General features: G+C 53.7%; 28 protein-coding genes. 22 read left to right on the top strand and 6 right to left on the bottom strand.

Annotation, left to right across the window (positions count from 1 at the left end):
- The first annotated feature begins 1 nt into the window (after position 1).
- From fliS to amyA, 3 genes are all read left to right on the top strand, one after another.
- The gene (gene fliS / locus J4728_RS07495) at positions 2–409 is read left to right on the top strand and encodes a flagellar export chaperone FliS (protein ID WP_000287764.1); all 408 of its coding nucleotides are present in this window, start codon (positions 2–4) and stop codon (positions 407–409) included.
- Positions 409–777 carry a flagella biosynthesis regulatory protein FliT gene (gene fliT / locus J4728_RS07490; protein WP_000204899.1) on the top strand — a complete coding sequence of 123 codons (369 nt, stop codon included), beginning with the start codon at positions 409–411 and terminating at the stop codon, positions 775–777. Before fliS ends, fliT begins: the two co-directional genes overlap by 1 nt.
- Before the next feature lie 71 nt (positions 778–848).
- Positions 849–2,333 (top strand): alpha-amylase, encoded by a 1,485-nt coding sequence (gene amyA, locus J4728_RS07485; RefSeq protein ID WP_208211507.1) that lies wholly within the window; start codon positions 849–851, stop codon positions 2,331–2,333.
- A gap of 39 nt (positions 2,334–2,372) precedes the next feature.
- Here amyA and yedD read toward each other — a convergent pair whose 3' ends face one another.
- Positions 2,373–2,786: a lipoprotein YedD gene (gene yedD, locus J4728_RS07480; RefSeq protein ID WP_208211559.1), complete on the bottom strand. Its 414-nt coding sequence runs from the start codon at positions 2,784–2,786 to the stop codon at positions 2,373–2,375.
- 185 nt (positions 2,787–2,971) lie between these two features.
- Between yedD and yedE the strand changes: the two genes are divergently transcribed.
- From yedE to J4728_RS07465, 3 genes are all read left to right on the top strand, one after another.
- Complete coding sequence (yedE, locus tag J4728_RS07475; protein ID WP_001662379.1) at positions 2,972–4,177, top strand: selenium metabolism membrane protein YedE/FdhT; 1,206 nt, start codon at positions 2,972–2,974, stop codon at positions 4,175–4,177.
- Positions 4,174–4,407, top strand: coding sequence for a sulfurtransferase-like selenium metabolism protein YedF (yedF, locus tag J4728_RS07470; RefSeq protein ID WP_000790504.1), 234 nt, complete (start codon positions 4,174–4,176; stop codon positions 4,405–4,407). The genes yedE and yedF overlap by 4 nt, the downstream gene beginning before the upstream one ends.
- A 264-nt stretch (positions 4,408–4,671) precedes the next feature.
- Positions 4,672–5,058, top strand: a complete 387-nt coding sequence (locus tag J4728_RS07465; protein WP_077917352.1) for a hypothetical protein — start codon at positions 4,672–4,674, stop codon at positions 5,056–5,058.
- A gap of 120 nt (positions 5,059–5,178) precedes the next feature.
- On the opposite strand, the gene fliE is transcribed toward J4728_RS07465, so the two are convergent.
- Positions 5,179–5,493 carry a flagellar hook-basal body complex protein FliE gene (gene fliE / locus J4728_RS07460; RefSeq protein WP_000719039.1) on the bottom strand — a complete coding sequence of 105 codons (315 nt, stop codon included), beginning with the start codon at positions 5,491–5,493 and terminating at the stop codon, positions 5,179–5,181.
- 216 nt (positions 5,494–5,709) lie between these two features.
- Between fliE and fliF the strand changes: the two genes are divergently transcribed.
- The 14 genes from fliF (at position 5,710) to rcsA (ending at position 17,221) form a co-directional block, all read left to right on the top strand.
- Entirely contained in the window at positions 5,710–7,392 is a 1,683-nt protein-coding gene (gene fliF / locus J4728_RS07455) for a flagellar basal-body MS-ring/collar protein FliF (RefSeq protein ID WP_001276834.1), read from the top strand.
- Positions 7,385–8,380 (top strand): flagellar motor switch protein FliG, encoded by a 996-nt coding sequence (gene fliG, locus J4728_RS07450; protein WP_000067735.1) that lies wholly within the window; start codon positions 7,385–7,387, stop codon positions 8,378–8,380. The genes fliF and fliG overlap by 8 nt, the downstream gene beginning before the upstream one ends.
- The gene (fliH, locus tag J4728_RS07445; protein ID WP_000064163.1) at positions 8,373–9,080 is read left to right on the top strand and encodes a flagellar assembly protein FliH; all 708 of its coding nucleotides are present in this window, start codon (positions 8,373–8,375) and stop codon (positions 9,078–9,080) included. Before fliG ends, fliH begins: the two co-directional genes overlap by 8 nt.
- Positions 9,080–10,450, top strand: a complete 1,371-nt coding sequence (fliI, locus tag J4728_RS07440) for a flagellar protein export ATPase FliI (protein ID WP_000213257.1) — start codon at positions 9,080–9,082, stop codon at positions 10,448–10,450. The genes fliH and fliI overlap by 1 nt, the downstream gene beginning before the upstream one ends.
- 21 nt (positions 10,451–10,471) lie before the next feature.
- Positions 10,472–10,915, top strand: a complete 444-nt coding sequence (fliJ, locus tag J4728_RS07435) for a flagellar export protein FliJ (RefSeq protein ID WP_000046981.1) — start codon at positions 10,472–10,474, stop codon at positions 10,913–10,915.
- Entirely contained in the window at positions 10,912–12,129 is a 1,218-nt protein-coding gene (gene fliK, locus J4728_RS07430) for a flagellar hook length control protein FliK (protein WP_208211504.1), read from the top strand. The genes fliJ and fliK overlap by 4 nt, the downstream gene beginning before the upstream one ends.
- A gap of 104 nt (positions 12,130–12,233) precedes the next feature.
- Positions 12,234–12,701, top strand: coding sequence for a flagellar basal body-associated protein FliL (gene fliL / locus J4728_RS07425; RefSeq protein WP_000132169.1), 468 nt, complete (start codon positions 12,234–12,236; stop codon positions 12,699–12,701).
- Positions 12,702–12,705: 4 nt separating this feature from the next.
- Entirely contained in the window at positions 12,706–13,710 is a 1,005-nt protein-coding gene (gene fliM / locus J4728_RS07420; protein WP_000502811.1) for a flagellar motor switch protein FliM, read from the top strand.
- Positions 13,707–14,120 carry a flagellar motor switch protein FliN gene (gene fliN / locus J4728_RS07415; protein WP_001282115.1) on the top strand — a complete coding sequence of 138 codons (414 nt, stop codon included), beginning with the start codon at positions 13,707–13,709 and terminating at the stop codon, positions 14,118–14,120. The genes fliM and fliN overlap by 4 nt, the downstream gene beginning before the upstream one ends.
- A complete protein-coding gene (fliO, locus tag J4728_RS07410) occupies positions 14,120–14,497 on the top strand; it encodes a flagellar biosynthetic protein FliO (protein ID WP_000978276.1) in 378 nt (125 codons plus the stop codon). The genes fliN and fliO overlap by 1 nt, the downstream gene beginning before the upstream one ends.
- Positions 14,497–15,234: a flagellar type III secretion system pore protein FliP gene (gene fliP / locus J4728_RS07405; RefSeq protein ID WP_001253411.1), complete on the top strand. Its 738-nt coding sequence runs from the start codon at positions 14,497–14,499 to the stop codon at positions 15,232–15,234. The genes fliO and fliP overlap by 1 nt, the downstream gene beginning before the upstream one ends.
- A 9-nt stretch (positions 15,235–15,243) precedes the next feature.
- Positions 15,244–15,513 carry a flagellar biosynthesis protein FliQ gene (fliQ, locus tag J4728_RS07400; RefSeq protein ID WP_000187354.1) on the top strand — a complete coding sequence of 90 codons (270 nt, stop codon included), beginning with the start codon at positions 15,244–15,246 and terminating at the stop codon, positions 15,511–15,513.
- Between the two features lie 8 nt (positions 15,514–15,521).
- Positions 15,522–16,316, top strand: a complete 795-nt coding sequence (gene fliR, locus J4728_RS07395; RefSeq protein ID WP_000616953.1) for a flagellar biosynthetic protein FliR — start codon at positions 15,522–15,524, stop codon at positions 16,314–16,316.
- A gap of 281 nt (positions 16,317–16,597) precedes the next feature.
- The gene (gene rcsA / locus J4728_RS07390) at positions 16,598–17,221 is read left to right on the top strand and encodes a transcriptional regulator RcsA (protein WP_000103971.1); all 624 of its coding nucleotides are present in this window, start codon (positions 16,598–16,600) and stop codon (positions 17,219–17,221) included.
- Between the two features lie 38 nt (positions 17,222–17,259).
- On the opposite strand, the gene dsrB is transcribed toward rcsA, so the two are convergent.
- Positions 17,260–17,454 carry a protein DsrB gene (gene dsrB / locus J4728_RS07385; protein WP_000867218.1) on the bottom strand — a complete coding sequence of 65 codons (195 nt, stop codon included), beginning with the start codon at positions 17,452–17,454 and terminating at the stop codon, positions 17,260–17,262.
- A gap of 128 nt (positions 17,455–17,582) precedes the next feature.
- On the opposite strand from dsrB, the gene yodD reads away from it, so the two are divergent.
- Complete coding sequence (gene yodD, locus J4728_RS07380; protein WP_000844798.1) at positions 17,583–17,810, top strand: YodD family peroxide/acid resistance protein; 228 nt, start codon at positions 17,583–17,585, stop codon at positions 17,808–17,810.
- 309 nt (positions 17,811–18,119) lie between these two features.
- Positions 18,120–18,935 (top strand): mannosyl-3-phosphoglycerate phosphatase-related protein, encoded by an 816-nt coding sequence (locus tag J4728_RS07375; protein WP_023243853.1) that lies wholly within the window; start codon positions 18,120–18,122, stop codon positions 18,933–18,935.
- Here J4728_RS07375 and dgcQ read toward each other — a convergent pair.
- From dgcQ to J4728_RS07360, 3 genes are all read right to left on the bottom strand, one after another.
- Complete coding sequence (gene dgcQ / locus J4728_RS07370; protein WP_001119834.1) at positions 18,914–20,626, bottom strand: cellulose biosynthesis regulator diguanylate cyclase DgcQ; 1,713 nt, start codon at positions 20,624–20,626, stop codon at positions 18,914–18,916. The genes J4728_RS07375 and dgcQ overlap by 22 nt on opposite strands.
- Positions 20,627–20,790: 164 nt before the next feature.
- Positions 20,791–20,976, bottom strand: coding sequence for a YodC family protein (locus J4728_RS07365; RefSeq protein ID WP_001521741.1), 186 nt, complete (start codon positions 20,974–20,976; stop codon positions 20,791–20,793).
- 76 nt (positions 20,977–21,052) lie between these two features.
- Entirely contained in the window at positions 21,053–21,970 is a 918-nt protein-coding gene (locus tag J4728_RS07360) for a DUF808 domain-containing protein (RefSeq protein ID WP_085920526.1), read from the bottom strand.
- Positions 21,971–22,115: the final 145 nt, after the last annotated feature.

Raw genomic sequence — 22,115 nt, 5'->3', positions numbered from 1 at the left:
CATGTACACCGCGAGCGGTATCAAAGCTTATGCGCAAGTCAGCGTGGAAAGCGCCGTGATGAGCGCCAGCCCGCATCAGTTGATTGAAATGTTGTTTGATGGCGCGAATAGCGCTCTGGTGCGCGCTCGCCTGTTTTTAGAACAAGGCGATGTTGTCGCGAAAGGTGAAGCGTTAAGCAAAGCCATCAATATTATCGATAACGGGCTGAAAGCCGGCCTCGATCAGGAAAAAGGCGGTGAGATTGCGACGAATCTTTCCGAGCTATACGACTATATGATTCGCCGTTTACTGCAGGCTAATTTGCGTAACGACGCTCAGGCCATCGAAGAAGTGGAAGGGTTACTCAGCAATATTGCAGAAGCCTGGAAGCAGATTTCACCGAAAGCATCTTTCCAGGAGTCTCGTTAATGACCTCAACCGTGGAGTTTATCAACCGTTGGCAGCGTATTGCGCTGCTCAGTCAATCGCTGCTTGAACTTGCGCAGCGAGGTGAATGGGATCTCTTACTGCAACAAGAGGTCTCCTATCTGCAAAGTATTGAAACGGTGATGGAAAAGCAAACTCCACCGGGCATTACGCGAAGTATTCAGGATATGGTCGCCGGATACATCAAACAAACGCTGGACAATGAGCAGCTCCTGAAAGGGCTGCTGCAACAGCGACTGGATGAACTGAGTAGTTTGATCGGACAATCCACCCGCCAAAAATCACTCAACAACGCGTATGGCCGTCTTTCCGGTATGTTACTCGTGCCAGACGCGCCTGGCGCCTCATAATATTTTCCCGTCTCGTATGAAAATTCTTCCATACTCCAGAGGTCGGCTAAACGACTTCTGGAGCACGGAAGATGAAAAACCCCACGTTATTGCAGTACTTCCACTGGTATTATCCCGACGGCGGTAAACTCTGGTCTGAGCTGGCGGAACGTGCTGATGGGCTGAATGATATTGGTATCAATATGGTCTGGCTACCGCCCGCCTGTAAAGGCGCCTCCGGCGGCTATTCCGTAGGCTATGATACCTACGACCTGTTTGACCTCGGCGAATTTGACCAAAAAGGAACTATCGCGACAAAGTACGGCGATAAACGCCAGTTACTGACGGCGATAGACGCGCTCAAAAAAAATAATATTGCGGTGCTGCTCGACGTCGTCGTGAACCACAAAATGGGCGCAGACGAAAAAGAACGTATTCGCGTTCAGCGCGTGAATCAGGATGACCGCACGCAAATCGATGACAACATCATTGAATGCGCAGGCTGGACGCGCTACACCTTCCCTGCCCGCGCGGGCCAGTATTCCAACTTTATTTGGGACTATCACTGTTTCAGCGGCATTGATCACATCGAGAATCCCGACGAAGACGGCATTTTTAAGATCGTCAATGACTATACCGGCGATGGCTGGAACGATCAGGTTGATGATGAGCTGGGTAATTTCGACTATCTGATGGGGGAAAATATCGATTTTCGCAATCACGCGGTTACGGAAGAGATTAAATATTGGGCTCGTTGGGTCATGGAACAAACCCACTGTGACGGCTTTCGCCTGGACGCGGTAAAACATATACCCGCCTGGTTTTATAAAGAATGGATTGAGCATGTACAGGCGGTTGCACCAAAACCGCTGTTTATTGTCGCAGAATACTGGTCGCATGAAGTGGATAAACTGAAAACGTACATCGATCAGGTCGACGGGAAAACCATGCTGTTCGACGCGCCGTTGCAGATGAAATTTCATGAAGCCTCGCGCCAGGGCGCGGAGTATGACATGCGCCACATTTTCACCGGCACGCTGGTAGAAGCCGACCCTTTTCATGCGGTGACGCTGGTCGCTAACCACGATACACAACCGTTACAGGCGCTGGAAGCGCCGGTAGAACCCTGGTTCAAACCATTGGCCTATGCGCTGATCCTGCTTCGTGAAAACGGCGTACCGTCGGTATTCTATCCCGATTTATACGGCGCCAGCTATGAGGATAGCGGCGAAAATGGCGAGACCTGTCGGGTCGACATGCCGGTGATTAACCAACTGGATCGGCTGATCCTCGCTCGTCAGCGTTTTGCGCACGGTATACAAACACTCTTTTTCGATCATCCTAACTGTATCGCCTTTAGTCGCAGCGGTACTGAAGAGAATCCAGGCTGTGTGGTCGTACTTTCCAATGGCGACGACGGTGAAAAAACCCTCCTGCTCGGCGACAATTACGCTAACAAGACCTGGCGTGATTTTCTGGGAAACCGGGATGAGTATGTTGTAACTAATGATCAAGGCGAAGCGACGTTCTTCTGCAACGCAGGCAGCGTCAGCGTGTGGGTCATTGAGGACGTGTGATGAGCGTTCCCGGCGGCAGAGCGCTGCCGGGAAGCGAAATTACGGCAGCGGCGTCGGCAGCGGCGTTTTTTCTAACGCGGCGGCGCACTCCGGCGTCGGACGAGCGACCCGTTGCAGCGTCATGCCATCATATTCCAGGGTATTCCCGTCGCGCTCAATCTCATAGAGCTCACGCTTAACCGTAACATTGGTTAAGTCATCGGAGAGCATGGTCAGCTTGCCCGGCAGAGCAATAACGCGCTGCCACTGGCGGCAGTCCAGCGTATCGCCTTCTTTAGTCACCACCAGGCTGGCGATAGCTTCAGGGCTCACCAGCTTACGTTGCGGGCCTTTTGACTGCCAGTACCCTTCCAGACCGGCCGGCGCGGGCGTTTTCACCACATCATTATAGTTTTCCACATCGGCGCATCCGGCCAGAACCAGCAATGCGCCAACGATCGCTACTTTTTTCATCATTCATCCTGCATCAGAAGAAAGAAGAATTGTGGCATTAAAGCCCTGACGCCGCCAGCCTTTCCAGGCGCTGGCCGCAATTTGATCCAGTCGGTATTACCGCTTATTAGGTGTAGGCAAATTCTGTGATCGGTGTAGTATGCGCACTTCTTGTTTCACACCTTCTGAGTTCAGAGGCTAAACACATGTCATGGCAACACTTCAAGCAAACCTGGTTAATTAAATTCTGGGCGCCGGCCCCTGCGGTGATCGCAGCCGGTATTCTCTCTACCTACTATTTTGGCATCACCGGCACGTTTTGGGCCGTGACGGGCGAATTTACCCGCTGGGGCGGGCAAATTTTGCAGCTTTTTGGCGTTCATGCCGAACAGTGGGGCTACTACAAGCTGATTCATCTGGAAGGTACGCCGCTGACGCGTATCGACGGCATGATGATCCTCGGCATGTTCGGCGGCTGTTTCGCCGCGGCGCTGTGGGCCAACAACGTAAAACTGCGTATGCCGCGCAGCCGAATCCGTATCGTACAGGCGGTGGCCGGAGGCATTATCGCTGGCTTCGGCGCGCGTCTGGCGATGGGGTGTAACCTGGCCGCCTTTTTTACCGGGATCCCGCAGTTCTCCCTACACGCGTGGTTCTTTGCGCTGGCGACCGCTATCGGCTCCTGGTTCGGCGCCCGCTTTACGTTGCTGCCGATATTTCGCATACCGGTGAAAATGCAAAAGGTCTCCGCGGCTTCGCCACTGACGCAGAAACCGGATCAGGCAAGACGGCGTTTCAGGCTCGGTATGCTGGTCTTTATCGGCATGATTGGCTGGGCGTTATTAACGGCAATGCATCAGCCGAAACTGGGGCTGGCGATGCTGTTCGGCGTCGGGTTTGGGCTGCTGATCGAGCGCGCGCAAATCTGCTTTACTTCGGCCTTTCGCGATCTGTGGATCTCCGGACGCGCCCATATGGCGAAAGCGATTATTTTTGGCATGGCGGTCAGCGCCATTGGTATTTTCAGCTACGTGCAGTTGGGCGTTGCACCTAAAATTATGTGGGCTGGCCCGAATGCGGTCATTGGCGGACTGCTGTTCGGTTTTGGCATCGTGCTGGCGGGCGGCTGCGAAACCGGCTGGATGTACCGCGCCGTAGAAGGCCAGGTGCATTACTGGTGGGTGGGCCTCGGCAATGTCATCGGTTCGACCATCCTGGCTTACTACTGGGATGATTTCGCGCCCGCGCTGGCGACCAGTTGGGATAAAGTTAACCTGCTGAACACCTTTGGTCCGCTGGGCGGTCTGCTGGTCACCTACCTGTTATTATTTGCCGCGCTGATGTTAATTATCGGCTGGGAAAAACGTTTTTTCCGCCGTGCGGGGCTGACGCCTGCTAAGGAATCTGTATGAAAAATATCGTCCCTGATTACCGTCTGGATATGGTTGGCGAACCTTGCCCGTACCCGGCGGTCGCCACTCTGGAAGCGATGCCGCAGCTAAAAAAAGGGGAGATCCTGGAAGTGGTGAGCGACTGTCCGCAGTCCATTAATAATATTCCACTGGATGCGCGCAATCACGGTTATACGGTGCTGGATATCCAACAGGATGGCCCGACAATTCGTTATCTGATTCAAAAATAAGCGCATACTCCCGCTGTACGTTACGGCGGGAGACCTTTTACGGCATAACCGGCAAAAATCTAAAACGCATAAAAGAAATCAGACAAGGTCGTCTTGTGCGCCGTGGCATAAATCTATTATATAACGTATACCGTTTTAATTTTGTCTGAGCCGATGAAAAATCCAGGGTTATTTTAATCAAAAAATAAAACAATTATTATTTTCCGTCTACGCCATAAAAGACTATCAGGTATTTATATTTTTACTCACTGACACCATCAGGTGATGATTTATTTATGCACAGCAGAAGCCCAAAAAATGATAAAAATTATTTTCATCTCCATTATTGGAGTCGTCTGTCTTGCCGCTGCCCGTTACTCACCCGTCACAGTGGTCAATGCACATCCGAGCGCCATTGCCCGCTGTCTCGCTGATAACCTGTCCCCGTATGGGTATATACTGGATCTCCATGAAACAGATATTCCAGGCATTAGTAAAGAATTTACCGTGTATTATCGCAACGGCGCATATATTGCAGGAACATTCTGGATTGCAAACTCAATGACAATAGCGTCAGAACGAATAGTAGGAATGAATGGCGTCAGTAAACAGGCGTACCCTATTTTTAATAAGTCCCTGCAACAATGTGCAACCCGCTTATCAATAAAATGAGCGCGCCTCGCAAAAAACAAGCCCACATAATCACGCACTGGTTGCATGGGCGTCGCGCCCCCCGCCGCTGACTTAGGTAAGCGCCCGGGAGTTCGCTGCGGATGGGTTGTCAGCCCTGGCTTAAACCTGCATGGACATGACTTCCTGGTACGCGGCGACCAGCTTATTGCGCACCTGAATCCCCATTTGCATGGAGACGGACGCCTTTTGCATATCGGCCATCACGTCATTAAGCGCAATGCCCGGCTCACCCAGAGTGAATTTTTCCGCCTGAACGCGCGCCGCCGTCTGTCTGTCGCTAATACGATCCAGCGCAGCATGTAGCTGGCCGGCAAAACTCACCGTCGACTGCGAGTGCGTTTCTTGCCCGCGCGCGGCCATCGCCGTCGCCTGTAACTGGCTAATAACCCCTTCAATCCCCTGTATTGCTGCCATGCTATTCCCCTGGATGATTTTTTACGCAGCAGAGATTACCAGTTTGTCAATAAGATAAAGGCGTTAAATAACGATAAAAAACCTCGGTTTTTAGCGCATAGAAAAATTCGAAACCACAAATAATGAGACCGTCAATTTTTCGAGTTTGCTGACCCGGGAGTGAGTCTTGTTCCACTTTGCAAAAAACGCCGTCCACGATCAGTCACGAGGTGCGAGATGAGTGCGACTGCATCGACTGCAACCCAACCTAAACCTCTCGAGTGGCTTAATCGCCTACGCGCGAATCCCCGAATTCCGTTAATTGTGGCGGGTTCCGCCGCCGTGGCGATCGTCGTTGCGATGGTGCTGTGGGCCAAAACGCCCGATTACCGCACGCTATTTAGCAACCTTTCCGATCAGGACGGCGGCGCGATCGTCGCGCAGTTGACCCAGATGAATATCCCCTATCGCTTTGCCAATGGCAGCGGCGCAATTGAAGTGCCCGCCGACAAAGTGCATGAACTGCGTCTGCGTCTGGCGCAGCAGGGACTGCCTAAAGGCGGCGCGGTAGGCTTTGAACTGCTTGATCAGGAAAAATTCGGTATCAGCCAGTTCAGCGAGCAGGTGAATTATCAGCGCGCGCTGGAAGGTGAACTGGCCCGGACGATCGAGACTCTGGGTCCGGTAAAAAGCGCCCGCGTTCACCTGGCGATGCCAAAGCCGTCGCTATTTGTGCGGGAACAAAAATCCCCTTCCGCCTCCGTCACCGTCACACTTGAACCGGGACGGGCGCTGGATGAAGGACAAATTAGCGCCGTGGTACATCTGGTTTCCAGCGCTGTCGCTGGTTTGCCGCCAGGAAACGTCACGCTGGTCGATCAATCCGGTCATCTGCTCACGCAATCCAATACCAGCGGTCGCGACCTTAATGACGCGCAATTAAAATTCGCTAATGATGTGGAAAGCCGCATCCAACGCCGTATCGAAGCCATTCTGTCGCCTATCGTCGGGAACGGTAATGTTCACGCTCAGGTAACCGCCCAGTTGGATTTTGCCAATAAAGAACAGACGGAAGAGCACTACAGCCCGAACGGCGATGCGTCGAAGGCCACCCTGCGTTCACGTCAGTTGAATATTAGCGAACAGGTAGGCGCGGGCTATCCCGGCGGCGTGCCTGGCGCGCTGTCGAACCAACCAGCGCCGCCTAACGAGGCGCCGATCGCCACGCCGCCGACCAATCAACAAAACGCGCAGAATACGCCACAAACCAGCACCAGTACCAACAGTAACAGTGCTGGCCCGCGCAGTACACAGCGTAATGAAACCAGTAACTACGAAGTGGACCGCACCATTCGTCACACCAAAATGAATGTGGGCGATATTGAGCGTCTCTCCGTGGCCGTCGTGGTGAATTACAAAACGCTGGCGGATGGCAAACCGCTACCATTGACCGCCGATCAGATGAAACAGATCGAGGATCTAACCCGTGAGGCGATGGGTTTTTCTGATAAACGCGGCGATACGCTAAATGTGGTGAATTCACCGTTTAGCGCAGTGGATAACACCGGCGGCGAACTGCCCTTCTGGCAACAGCAGTCCTTTATCGATCAGTTGCTCGCGGCAGGTCGCTGGTTGCTGGTGCTGGTGGTGGCCTGGATTCTGTGGCGCAAAGCGGTACGTCCGCAGTTGACGCGCCGCGTTGAAGAAGCGAAAGCGGCGCAGGAACAGGCGCAGGTTCGCCAGGAAACCGAAGAAGCCGTGGAAGTACGCCTTAGCAAAGACGAGCAGCTCCAGCAACGCCGGGCTAACCAGCGTCTGGGCGCTGAGGTGATGAGCCAGCGTATTCGCGAAATGTCAGACAACGATCCGCGCGTTGTGGCGCTGGTCATTCGCCAGTGGATGAGTAACGATCATGAGTAATCTTAGCGGTACCGATAAAAGCGTCATTTTGTTGATGACCATTGGCGAAGACCGGGCGGCAGAGGTGTTTAAACACCTCTCCACCCGCGAAGTACAGGCGTTAAGTACGGCGATGGCTAACGTGCGTCAGATCTCCAACAAGCAACTGACGGACGTACTATCAGAGTTTGAGCAAGAAGCGGAGCAGTTCGCCGCGCTGAATATCAACGCCAACGAATACCTGCGCTCCGTACTGGTTAAAGCGCTGGGCGAAGAACGCGCCTCCAGCCTGCTGGAAGATATTCTGGAAACGCGCGATACCACCAGCGGTATCGAAACGCTCAACTTTATGGAACCGCAGAGCGCCGCCGACCTGATTCGCGACGAACACCCGCAGATTATCGCCACCATTCTGGTCCACCTTAAACGCAGTCAGGCCGCCGATATTCTGGCGCTGTTTGACGAACGACTGCGTCATGATGTGATGCTGCGTATCGCGACATTTGGCGGCGTACAGCCGGCGGCGCTGGCGGAATTGACCGAAGTGCTGAATGGCCTGCTCGACGGTCAGAACCTGAAACGCAGTAAAATGGGCGGCGTAAGAACCGCGGCGGAAATTATCAACCTGATGAAAACGCAGCAGGAAGAAGCGGTTATTACCGCTGTGCGCGAATTCGACGGCGAACTGGCGCAGAAAATCATCGACGAGATGTTCCTGTTCGAAAATCTGGTGGATGTGGACGATCGCAGTATCCAGCGTCTGTTGCAGGAAGTGGATTCCGAATCGCTGCTGATCGCTCTGAAAGGCGCCGAACCGCCATTACGCGAGAAGTTCCTGCGCAATATGTCCCAGCGCGCCGCCGATATCCTGCGCGACGACCTTGCCAACCGTGGCCCGGTTCGTCTGTCTCAGGTGGAAAACGAGCAGAAAGCGATTCTGCTTATTGTGCGTCGTCTGGCGGAAACCGGCGAAATGGTGATTGGCAGCGGCGAGGATACCTATGTCTAATGAATTGCCGTGGCAAGTCTGGACCCCCGACGATCTCGCCCCGCCGCCAGAAACGTTTGTGCCGGTTGAGGCTGATAACGTGACCTTGACAGAAGATACGCCGGAGCCCGAACTCACTGCCGAACAGCAGCTGGAGCAGGAGCTGGCGCAGCTAAAAATACAGGCCCATGAACAAGGTTATAACGCCGGGCTGGCGGAGGGACGGCAAAAAGGACACGCGCAGGGATACCAGGAAGGGTTAGCGCAGGGGCTGGAGCAAGGACAAGCCCAGGCGCAGACGCAGCAGGCGCCGATTCATGCCCGTATGCAGCAGTTAGTGAGCGAGTTTCAGAACACACTTGACGCGCTCGATAGCGTTATCGCCTCACGGCTGATGCAAATGGCCCTGGAGGCCGCACGTCAGGTCATCGGCCAAACGCCGGCGGTGGACAACTCAGCGCTGATTAAACAGATCCAACAACTGTTGCAGCAAGAGCCGCTCTTTAGCGGCAAGCCGCAGTTGCGCGTGCATCCGGACGACTTACAGCGGGTGGAAGAGATGCTGGGCGCCACGCTCAGTCTTCACGGATGGCGGTTGCGCGGCGATCCAACGTTGCATCACGGCGGGTGTAAAGTCTCTGCCGATGAGGGCGATCTGGACGCCAGCGTCGCCACTCGCTGGCAAGAGTTGTGTCGCCTGGCGGCGCCGGGAGTGCTCTGATGACCACGCGCCTGACCCGCTGGCTTACCGCGCTCGACAACTTTGAAGCAAAAATGGCGTTATTGCCGGCGGTGCGCCGTTATGGACGTTTAACCCGCGCCACTGGCCTGGTACTGGAGGCCACCGGTCTCCAGCTTCCGCTGGGCGCCACCTGCATTATTGAGCGCCAGGACGGCCCTGAAACCAAAGAGGTGGAATCGGAAGTCGTCGGTTTTAATGGCCAGCGTCTGTTTCTAATGCCGCTGGAAGAGGTCGAAGGCATTCTGCCCGGTGCCCGCGTTTACGCCCGTAACGGGCATGGCGACGGTCTGCAAAGCGGCAAACAGTTACCGCTCGGCCCGGCCCTGCTTGGTCGGGTGCTGGATGGCGGCGGTAAACCGCTCGACGGACTGCCTGCGCCGGATACGCTGGAAACCGGCGCGTTAATCACGCCGCCGTTTAACCCGCTACAGCGAACGCCAATCGAACATGTGTTGGATACCGGCGTACGCGCTATCAACGCGTTGTTAACCGTAGGGCGCGGTCAGCGTATGGGACTCTTTGCCGGTTCCGGCGTCGGTAAATCGGTTCTGCTTGGCATGATGGCGCGCTACACGCGGGCGGACGTGATTGTCGTGGGACTTATCGGCGAACGTGGCCGCGAAGTTAAAGATTTTATCGAAAATATTCTCGGCCCCGACGGTCGCGCGCGTTCGGTGGTGATTGCCGCCCCGGCGGATGTTTCGCCGCTGCTGCGAATGCAGGGCGCCGCCTATGCCACCCGCATCGCCGAAGATTTTCGCGATCGCGGACAGCATGTGTTGCTGATTATGGATTCGCTGACGCGCTATGCGATGGCGCAGCGTGAAATTGCGCTGGCAATCGGCGAACCGCCAGCCACCAAAGGTTATCCGCCCTCGGTGTTCGCAAAGCTGCCGGCGCTGGTCGAGCGTGCCGGTAATGGCATCCATGGCGGCGGCTCTATCACCGCGTTTTATACCGTGTTGACCGAGGGGGACGACCAACAAGATCCCATTGCCGACTCGGCACGCGCAATCCTCGACGGGCACATTGTCTTGTCCCGCCGTCTGGCGGAGGCCGGGCACTATCCGGCCATTGATATCGAGGCGTCAATCAGCCGGGCGATGACCGCGCTCATTACCGAGCAGCACTATGCGCGGGTACGGCTATTTAAACAGTTGCTTTCCAGTTTCCAGCGTAACCGCGATCTGGTCAGCGTCGGCGCCTATGCCAAAGGCAGCGATCCGATGCTCGATAAAGCCATTACCTTATGGCCGCAACTGGAAGCGTTTTTACAGCAAGGCATTTTTGAACGGGCCGACTGGGAAGACTCTCTGCAGGCGCTCGATTTAATTTTCCCGACGGTGTGATAAAGCAGGAGGGCGACGATCATGGCACAACATGGCGCTCTGGAAACACTCAAAGATCTGGCCGAAAAAGAGGTAGATGACGCGGCGCGTTTACTGGGCGAAATGCGTCGCGGCTGCCAACAGGCGGAAGAACAGCTCAAAATGCTGATCGATTATCAGAATGAGTATCGCAGTAATTTGAACACCGATATGGGCAACGGCATCGCCAGTAATCGCTGGATCAACTATCAGCAGTTTATTCAGACACTGGAAAAGGCGATAGAGCAGCATCGCCTCCAGCTTACGCAGTGGACGCAAAAAGTCGACCTGGCGCTGAAGAGCTGGCGTGAGAAAAAGCAGCGACTTCAGGCCTGGCAAACCTTACAGGACCGACAAACCGCGGCAGCGCTGTTAGCTGAAAACCGCATGGATCAGAAAAAGATGGATGAATTTGCTCAGCGTGCAGCAATGAGGAAACCCGAATGATCACCCTGCCCCAACTGATCACCACCGATACCGACATGACCGCGGGTCTGACGTCAGGAAAAACCACCGGTTCAGCCGAGGACTTTCTGGCGCTCCTGGCGGGCGCGTTAGGCGCAGACGGCGCACAGGGCAAAGACGCCCGCATCACGCTGGCCGATTTACAGGCGGCAGGCGGCAAGTTATCGAAAGAGCTACGGACCCAACATGGCGAGCCAGTCCAGGCGGTGAAGCTTGCCGACCTGCTGGCGCAAAAAGCGAATGCGACGGATGAAACGCTTACCGATCTGACACAAGCGCAGCATCTACTGTCTACGCTAACGCCATCGTTGAAAACCAGCGCTCTGGCCGCACTGAGTAAGACGGCGCAGCATGATGAGAAAACGCCCGCGCTGAGCGATGAGGATCTTGCCAGTCTGAGCGCCTTATTCGCCATGCTGCCCGGACAACCTGTCGCGACGCCTGTCGCCGGAGAAACGCCGGCTGAAAATCACATCGCCTTGCCGTCACTGTTACGCGGCGACATGCCATCGGCGCCGCAGGAAGAGACACATACGCTCTCTTTTAGCGAGCATGAAAAAGGGAAAACCGAGGCGTCGCTTGCGCGCGCCAGCGACGATCGCGCCACGGGGCCAGCACTGACGCCGCTGGTAGTCGCTGCCGCCGCGACCAGCGCGAAAGTGGAGGTGGATAGCCCGCCCGCGCCAGTAACGCATGGCGCGGCAATGCCGACGCTCAGCAGCGCCACGGCGCAACCGCTACCTGTCGCCTCAGCCCCGGTACTCAGCGCGCCGTTAGGCAGCCATGAATGGCAGCAAACGTTCAGTCAGCAGGTCATGTTATTTACGCGTCAGGGACAGCAAAGCGCGCAGCTTCGATTGCATCCGGAAGAGTTAGGTCAGGTGCATATTTCGCTCAAGCTGGATGACAATCAGGCGCAGCTCCAGATGGTATCGCCGCACAGCCATGTCCGCGCCGCGCTGGAAGCCGCCCTGCCCATGTTGCGCACCCAGTTGGCGGAAAGCGGCATTCAGTTGGGACAAAGCAGTATCAGTAGCGAAAGCTTTGCCGGACAGCAGCAGTCTTCGTCGCAACAACAGTCTTCCCGCGCCCAACACACGGACGCGTTTGGCGCTGAAGATGACATAGCGTTAGCGGCGCCGGCCTCGCTTCAGGCCGCCGCGCGCGGCAATGGCGCAGTGGATATCTTCGCCTAACGCCAGAGGTAGCATGATTATCCGCGTCTTTTCCACGCTTTGTCGTGGACAGGACACGGGATAATCAGCCAATAAGCAGTACCGAAACAGGAAGCCCGTATCAGATGACTGACTCCGCGATTAACAAAAAGAGCAAACGCTCGATTTGGATACCTTTGCTGGTGTTGATTACCCTCGCCGCCTGCGCGACCGCCGGTTATAGCTACTGGCGTATGCAGCAGCAACCGACCACGAACGCTAAAGCGGAACCGGCTCCGCCGCCCGCGCCGGTATTTTTTGCGCTGGATACGTTTACCGTCAATCTGGGCGATGCGGATCGCGTGTTGTATATCGGCGTGACCCTGCGCCTGAAAGACGAAGCGACGCGCGCGCGATTAAATGAATATCTGCCGGAAGTGCGCAGCCGTCTGCTGTTGTTGTTTTCCCGTCAGAATGCCGCCGAGCTCTCAACAGAGGCTGGCAAACAAAAACTGATTGCCGCCATTAAAGAGACTCTGGCCGCGCCGCTCGTTGCCGGACAACCAAAACAGGTCGTCACTGACGTGCTTTATACAGCTTTTATTCTGCGGTAACGATATGGGCGATAGTATTCTTTCTCAGGCTGAAATCGACGCGCTGTTGAACGGCGACAGCGACACCAAAGACGAACCCACTCCCGGTATCGCAAGCGATAGCGATATTCGCCCTTACGATCCCAATACCCAGCGTCGCGTCGTGCGCGAACGCTTGCAGGCGCTGGAGATTATTAACGAGCGTTTCGCACGCCAGTTCCGGATGGGATTATTTAACCTGCTGCGCCGCAGCCCGGATATTACCGTGGGTGCCATACGTATTCAGCCGTATCACGAATTTGCGCGTAACCTGCCGGTACCGACCAACCTGAACCTGATCCACCTGAAGCCGCTACGCGGCACCGGGCTGGTGGTGTTCTCGCCGAGTCTGGTGTTTATTGCCGTCGATAACCTGTTCGGCGGCGACGGTCGTTTTCCGACCAAAGTCGAGGGCCGCGAGTTTACCCATACGGAACAGCGTGTCATCAACCGTATGCTGAAACTGGCGCTGGAAGGCTATAGCGACGCATGGAAAGCCATTAATCCGCTGGAAGTGGAGTATGTGCGTTCCGAAATGCAGGTGAAATTTACCAATATCACCACCTCGCCGAACGATATCGTCGTCAATACGCCGTTTCATGTGGAGATCGGCAATCTGACCGGTGAATTTAACATCTGTCTGCCATTTAGCATGATCGAGCCGCTGCGTGAGCTGCTGGTGAATCCGCCGCTGGAAAACTCGCGCCATGAAGATCAGAACTGGCGTGATAACCTGGTGCGCCAGGTTCAGCACTCTGAACTGGAGCTGGTGGCCAATTTTGCCGATATTCCGTTACGTCTTTCCCAGATTTTGAAGCTGAAACCCGGCGATGTACTGCCGATTGAAAAACCCGACCGCATTATTGCTCATGTGGACGGCGTTCCGGTACTCACCAGCCAATATGGCACCGTAAACGGACAGTATGCGCTACGCGTAGAACATTTGATCAACCCAATTTTGAATTCGCTGAATGAGGAACAGCCCAAATGAGTGACATGAATAATCCGTCCGATGAGAATACTGGCGCATTGGATGATCTGTGGGCTGACGCGTTAAACGAGCAAAAAGCGACCACCACTAAAAGCGCCGCCGACGCGGTTTTCCAACAGCTTGGCGGCGGCGATGTCAGCGGTGCTATGCAGGATATCGATCTGATTATGGATATCCCGGTCAAACTGACCGTAGAGCTGGGCCGCACGCGAATGACCATTAAAGAACTGCTGCGTCTGACGCAGGGGTCGGTCGTCGCGCTGGACGGGCTGGCGGGCGAGCCGCTGGATATCCTGATTAATGGCTACCTGATTGCCCAGGGTGAAGTGGTCGTCGTGGCGGATAAATACGGCGTACGTATCACCGATATTATTACGCCATCCGAGCGTATGCGTCGTTTGAGTCGTTAATGATGAAGACAGAAGCCACGGTTTCTCAGCCCACCGCGCCAGCCGGATCGCCGCTCATGCAGGTGAGCGGCGCATTAATTGGCATTATTGCGCTCATTCTGGCGGCGGCCTGGGTGATTAAGCGTATGGGATTCGCGCCAAAAGGAAATAGCGTCCGGGGACTCAAGGTGTCAGCCAGCGCCTCGCTTGGCCCGCGCGAACGCGTGGTGATTGTCGAGGTCGAAAATGCGCGTCTGGTACTGGGCGTGACCGCCTCGCAGATCAACCTGCTGCACACCCTCCCGCCCGCGGAGAATGACACGGAAGCACCCGTTGCCCCACCGGCGGATTTCCAGAACATGATGAAGAGCTTACTCAAGCGTTCCGGGAGATCCTGATGCGCCGTTTGTTATTCCTTTCTCTGGCGGGTCTGTGGCTTTTTAGTCCCGCCGCTGCTGCGCAACTGCCGGGGCTTATCAGCCAACCATTAGCGGGCGGAGGCCAAAGCTGGTCATTATCCGTCCAGACGCTGGTTTTCATCACCTCGCTGACGTTTCTGCCGGCGATTTTACTGATGATGACGAGCTTCACGCGTATCATCATTGTTTTTGGCCTGTTGCGTAACGCGCTGGGCACGCCCTCGGCACCGCCAAATCAGGTGTTACTCGGGCTGGCGTTGTTTTTGACCTTTTTTATTATGTCGCCCGTCATTGACAAGATTTACGTGGATGCTTACCAGCCGTTTAGCGAGCAGAAAATTTCTATGCAGGAAGCGCTGGATAAAGGCGCGCAACCGTTACGCGCGTTCATGTTGCGCCAAACCCGCGAAGCCGATCTGGCGCTGTTTGCCCGTCTGGCCAATAGCGGTCCGTTACAGGGACCGGAAGCAGTACCGATGCGTATCCTCCTGCCCGCTTATGTCACCAGCGAATTAAAGACGGCGTTTCAGATCGGTTTTACGATTTTCATCCCTTTTTTGATTATCGACCTGGTGATCGCCAGCGTATTGATGGCGTTAGGGATGATGATGGTGCCGCCAGCGACAATCGCCCTGCCGTTTAAGCTGATGCTGTTTGTGCTGGTCGATGGTTGGCAATTGCTTGTGGGGTCGCTGGCCCAAAGCTTTTACAGTTAGAGGCGCAAAATGACTCCTGAATCCGTCATGATGATGGGGACCGAGGCGATGAAAGTCGCTCTCGCCCTGGCTGCGCCGCTGTTACTCGTCGCGCTGATTACCGGCCTCATTATCAGTATTTTGCAGGCCGCGACTCAGATTAATGAAATGACGCTGTCGTTTATCCCTAAAATCGTCGCGGTATTCATCGCAATTATCATTGCCGGCCCGTGGATGCTCAACCTGCTGCTGGACTACGTACGCACTCTGTTCAGCAATTTACCTTATATCATCGGATAAACAGAACGATGATACAGGTTACAAGCGAGCAATGGCTATACTGGCTGCATCTCTATTTCTGGCCTTTGCTGCGCGTACTGGCGCTGATTTCAACGGCGCCCATTCTCAGCGAGCGCGCTATTCCCAAGCGGGTAAAACTGGGGTTGGGAATAATGATTACCCTCGTTATCGCGCCGTCGCTACCGGCAAACGATACGCCGCTTTTTTCTATTGCCGCCTTATGGCTGGCGATGCAACAAATTCTGATCGGTATTGCGCTGGGATTTACCATGCAATTTGCCTTTGCGGCGGTGCGTACCGCAGGTGAGTTTATCGGTCTGCAAATGGGGCTTTCCTTTGCCACCTTCGTCGACCCGGGCAGCCACCTGAATATGCCGGTTCTGGCGCGTATTATGGATATGCTCGCCATGCTACTGTTTCTCACATTTAATGGCCATTTGTGGCTTATTTCGCTGCTGGTCGATACCTTCCACACTCTGCCCATCGGTAGTAACCCGGTGAACAGTAATGCATTTATGGCGCTCGCCAGGGCCGGAGGGCTCATTTTCTTAAACGGACTGATGCTGGCATTGCCGGTCATTACCCTCCTGCTTACGCTCAACCTGGCGCTGGGGCTATTAAACCGCATGGCGCCGCAGCTCTCGATATTTGTTATCGGTTTCCCGCTTACCCTCACCGTCGGCATTATGCTGATGGCCGCGCTAATGCCATTAATTGCGCCGTTTTGCGAACATTTATTCAGCGAAATTTTCAATTTGCTTGCTGATATTGTTAGCGAGATGCCGATAAATAATAACCCATAATTTTTATCCTGTTTTACTAAGGTTTATCCGAAAATAAATTTTAAAAAACATTCACCAGGATATATCCGCTGCCCCTTATTTGTTTTTACTTCACTCACATAACGCAACATTCACTTTACTTTAAGATGATTCCTGGCAAATTATATGTAACTTTACGGGATAGTAAGTTCGCCTGAAAAACCGCGTAAGCGTTGTCTAAGGTGACTATTCGTGTTCCGTCTGATTATGGTGAGTTATTCAGGTAAGGGGAATTATCGTTACGCATTGAGTGAGGGTATGCCATGTCAACGATTATTATGGATTTATGCAGTTACACCCGGCTAGGGTTAAGCGGGTATCTGGTCAGCAGAGGGGTGAAAAAAAGGGAAATCAACGACATCGAAACCGTTGACGAACTCGCTATCGCTTGTGGCGCGCATCAGCCTTCGGTGGTGTTTATTAATGAGGACTGTTTCATTCATACGCCTTCAGACAGTCAACAAATAAAGCAAATCATTAATCAACATCCTGACACGTTATTTATTGTTTTTATGGCAATTGCTAATGTGCATTTTGATGAATATTTATTAGTAAGAAAAAACTTATTGATTAGCTCGAAATCGATTAAACCTGACTCGCTGGATACCATTCTTGGCGATATTCTGAAAAAAGAGTCGGGTATTTCAGGAACCATAAATTTACCAACATTGTCGTTAAGTCGAACTGAATCCAGCATGTTGCGAATGTGGATGGAAGGTCAGGGAACCATTCAGATTTCTGACAGAATGAATATTAAAGCAAAAACAGTATCCTCCCATAAGGGGAATATAAAAAGAAAGATAAAAACGCATAATAAACAAGTGATCTATCACGTAGTGCGGCTGACAGATAACGTCACTAACGGCATTTTTGTTAACATGCGCTGAGACATCCGGACTGGCAATGTACCTCCAGTCCGGCTCAATTAGTCCTGCTCCGCCTTCTCGACAAAAATACCATCCTGGTGACCTGACTCATTGAAGAACCAGATGCCGAGCGGGTAATCCTCCAGCGAAACCAGGTACATTGTGCCTTCACTAAATTCTTCCACTGCCAGTACCACGCCCGGTCGGCGGGGACCGCCGTCCGTTTTAACGGTTACCCGATCATTCACCTTCATCATTTTCCTCCTGTCGCTTTGTGCCAGTGTAGAACAATTTTCTGCGTCTGACAGCGCCTTGCCGGCGTGTTTGCTGGTTTTCTCAACGGTCTATACTTAGGCTGTCAGGAACCCGTGAGGTAGTGAAGATGAAAACGGCAAAAGAGTACAGTGATACGGCCAAGCGCGAAGTGAGCGTCGATGTAGATGCGCTACTGGCGGCCATCAATGAAATCAGCGAAAGCGAGGTTCACCGTAGCCAGGAAGATCCTGAGCGGGTGAGCGTAGACGGACGGGAATATCATACATGGCATGAATTAGCTGAAGCATTCGAGCTGGATATTCATGATTTTAGTGTAACAGAAGTAAACCGTTAAAAATGGCCGAAAAAAATCCCGGCCCTACGGGTCGGGATCAAACTTGCTTATGCAAGAAGCACTTGAAAATTCGTTACACCAGGAAATCTGATGTGAGATTTACCTTATCTGCAATTTTTTTGCATGACAAGTAAATATTTTTTACATGAATGATTAAGCACGCTAATAGTTCGGTAGCAAAAGTGTGACAACGCATGTGCTGCCTGGAAGCGACGGGATCGGTTCCAGTTAGCGTTCGACTTCTTTCGGGTGTGCTTTAGGACTTTTCCTGGAAATAAGCCCGCCGTTGCAACGGAAAATGAGGAAAAAATGCTCTCAATCCATGACCCCTTGCTGATTTTTACCGATCTGGACGGCACATTGCTGAACAGCCACACTTTTGAGTGGCAGCCCGCGGCTCCCTGGCTTACACGCCTGCATGAAAGCGGCGTGCCCGTGATCCTCTGTAGCAGTAAAACCGCGGCTGAAATGCTCCAGCTCCAGACGACGTTAAATCTACAGGGACTTCCGCTGATTGCGGAAAACGGCGCGGTGATCCAACTGGACGTTCATTGGGAAGACCATCCCAACTATCCCCGTCTGATAGCCGGTATTTCTCACAACGAAATCCGCCTCGTCCTGCATAAATTGCGTGAAAAGGAACAGTTTAAGTTCACCACGTTTGATGACGTTGACGATCAGGTGATAAGCGAATGGACGGGCCTAAACCGGGCACAGTCTGCCCTAACCCGTCTGCATGAAGCGTCGGTGTCGCTGATCTGGCGCGATAGCGATGAACGCATGGCGCAGTTTGTCGCCCGTTTAAATGACCTGGGACTGCAATTTGTCCATGGCGCCCGTTTCTGGCATGTGCTGGACGCCTCCGCCGGAAAAGATCAGGCTGCCAACTGGCTGATTGAAGCATATCGTCGGCAGTGGCACGCGCGTCCTCTGACGTTGGGGCTAGGAGACGGCCCCAATGATGCGCCCTTACTGGATGTGATGGATTATGCGGTTGTCGTTAAAGGGCTAAACCGGGAGGGCGTACATTTGCGTAACGACGATCCTCAGCGCGTCTACCGTAGCCAGAACGAAGGGCCGGATGGCTGGCGCGAAGGCATGGACTATTTCTTTTCCCGCTCCTGAGTCGCGTCGCTGGCGCAAATACGGTTACGTCCGGACTGTTTGGCGTAATAAAGCCGTTTGTCGGCCAGCGACTGCAACTGCTCAAAATCATAGTCGCCGTATTCCTCCGCGCTACTGATCCCCATTGACGCGCTGATACGAAGCGTCGTGCTTTTCGTCACCAGAATCTCTTTGTCATTAATGCGCTGGCGTATGCGTTCGGCAATCTGCAGCGCCTGCGCTTTCGTCGCGCCGGGCAGCACGATACAAAACTCTTCGCCTCCTACCCGTCCGGCGATGTCGTGCGCTCGAATGGTGCTGCCAATGAGCCCAGCGGCATGGGACAACACGCGATCGCCTGCCTGATGACCAAAGCGATCGTTAACGCTTTTAAAATAATCTAAATCCAGCTGTATCACAGAAAATGGCTGGCGGGCTTCCCGGTAACGCTTTGCCAGCCTGGACGCTTTTTCAAACAGCGCGCCACGGTTATACAGCCGGGTCAGCGGATCGTGCCATGCCTGCCATTGCAGCGAATTTTGCAGAACAAACATGTTTTTGACCATATGTCGAATAACGCCCCAGGAGATCAACAGCATCGCCGTAAAAAGCACCCATAACAGCGTCAGCGCGATACTAATACTGCCAAAATTCCCTTGGATGCCTTCACGTAGTGTATGCACGCGCAGCAGGACGCCATCAAAATGATCCAGCCGCTCCCAGCTTACATAATGCGTTCCTAAACGCAGCCCGCCCAGGGTATCTTTTTCTATTTCACGCGCCAGTAAGGCGCGCTCACGGTCATTTAACGTATTCGCGGTTTGTTGTTCCGGCGCGGAGTCCGTCAACAAACGGAGATGGTTATCGTATAGCTGATATTCCCCTTCAATATCCTTTTCGGCCGCATCGCGCAGGAACCGCTGTAATGACGCGACGGGAATATCCATTGCCAGTACGCCATACCAGTAATTATCGTGATCCAGCGGTAGACTGGCTGTCACTTTTTTCTGCTCGTCAGCAACATAGGACTGTGCGGAGGTAAACCACCGCACGCCGCGCTGTGGGTTACGCCGTTGGCTTTGCTCGATAAACCAGGGCTGAGTCACGTACTGATAGTAACGGGAGACAATATCGCTACCGTACGCCGTAGGGAGAGTTGAGAGGTAAAACCCTGAGCGAGAAACATACATCGTCTCCAGCGTCAGCATGGCGGATGAGCGAGCCAGACGCGCCAGATACCCTAACTCCAGAGTGGCGGTTAATTCATTTGCCAGGTCACGACTCTCCCGCGAAAGAAGCGTCGTCCGGGCGACAAATTGATCGGAAACGCCATATAACGGCAATGTCCGCCGCTTATCCAGCTCCAGTTGCCAGAAATGTCTGACGCGTCGTTGCTCAAACTGCGTCACCGCGCTTTGCAATGCGGAAAAAGCCAGCGGCGCCACCAGCGCTTCATGCATACCGTTGCGTAAAAAGATCAACCTGTCCATGTTGAATTGCAGTTGGCGGTCAAGGACATTCGCGACGCTCCCCAGATGATTGCGCTGACTGGCGACATACGCGTCTTTCAGTATCATCACTTCCCGCCAGGTAAGTAGCGTCGAGAACAGCATCACGATCAGAAAACAGGTGTTGACGACATGACCGGGACCAAAACGCCGCGCCAGCTTTTTAAACCAGCCTTGATTGTCTAACAGTGTTTCGTGCGGCACCCTGGTAACTCCTGGTTATTGATACAACTCCCCCTGATGGCTTACGGTAGCCAGACATCATCAAGGGATACCACTCAATCCTGGCATAACCAGGTAGCAGCATGTCGCAGCGCGACGACTCTTTTTCTCCACAGCAAAACGCCCGGCATTAACCGGGCGTTTTGTCATCGGGCTTCGTCCCGCCCGCGCCTTTCCTTGCCTGGCACGAGCTCATTCTCATGGAATGCCTCCCGTTTTACGCCAAAACCATCATACCAGCGACACTCTACCATTCCGCTGGAATAACCGGTGACGATCATCCGGGGCCCACCCTCTTTCACGGTAACTTCCTCACTGACAGAAAAGACCATACCTGCCTCCTGTATCAGATGAAACGTTTTCACCTTAGACGAGGATGGGCAATTTTGCATAATTCATTGTAGAAAATCAGTGCGAAACACCGCGAATTTTCGCCACACCTTTCACCAGCGCCACCACAATGGCGCCGATAATAAAGCCGAGCACCAGATTCAGCCCCGCAGGGATCGTATGCGCCATGAAAGCCCCCTGCTGCTGCGCAAAATGTTCAATGGCATGGTGTAGCGGCGCAATACCGTGTACGACAATTCCGCCGCCGACCAGAAACATCGCCAACGTACCGACAATGGATAATGCTTTCATTAACCAGGGCGCGATAATCAGTAATCCTTTACCGACGCCCTGCGCCAGCACGCTACGCTTTTCCGCCAGCCAGTACCCCATATCATCCAGTTTGACAATAATACCCACCAGGCCATACACGCCAATGGTCACAACCAACGCAATCCCCGCCAGCACCAACACCTGATTAAGCAGCGGCGCCTGCGCGACAATCCCCAGGGTAATGGCCACAATTTCAGCGGACAGAATGAAATCGGTACGGACCGCCCCTTTTACTTTATCTTTTTCAAAGGCCAAAGGATCTTGTGCAGCCAGCGCCTCAAGACGTTTTTGCCGCTCCGCCGGGTCTTCTTTGTGTTTTCGCGCCTCAAAGGTATGCAGGACTTTTTCTACCCCTTCAAAGCAGAGAAACGCGCCGCCTAACATTAATAAAGGCGTGATGGCCCACGGGATAAATGCGCTTATCAGCAGCGCCAACGGCACCAGAATAACCTTGTTGATTAATGATCCTTTCGCCACGCTCCATACCACCGGCAGCTCGCGATTAGCGCGAACGCCGGTCACCTGCTGCGCATTGAGCGACAGGTCATCCCCCAGTACGCCCGCGGTTTTTTTCGCGGCCAATTTGCCCATTACCGAAATATCGTCCAGCAGCGTGGCGATATCGTCGAGTAATGTCAGTAAGCTACTTCCTGCCAAAATGATTTCCTCGGTCTTTTCTTCTAAGACGTTAAGTATGTAGCAAAATGCGCAATGCCGAAACCGGCGGCGCGGGTCAACGCCTTTTTATTCCAAAAGGACAATTATAATGCTCGCCAGCATAATAATTTTGACGTTTACTATATTCACC

This window comes from Salmonella sp. 32070601201500089SM (assembly GCF_017573605.1).
Lineage (GTDB): Bacteria > Pseudomonadota > Gammaproteobacteria > Enterobacterales > Enterobacteriaceae > Salmonella > Salmonella enterica.
Note: the sequence above shows the minus strand (reverse complement) of the source record. Positions and strands in the feature narration are given on the sequence as shown.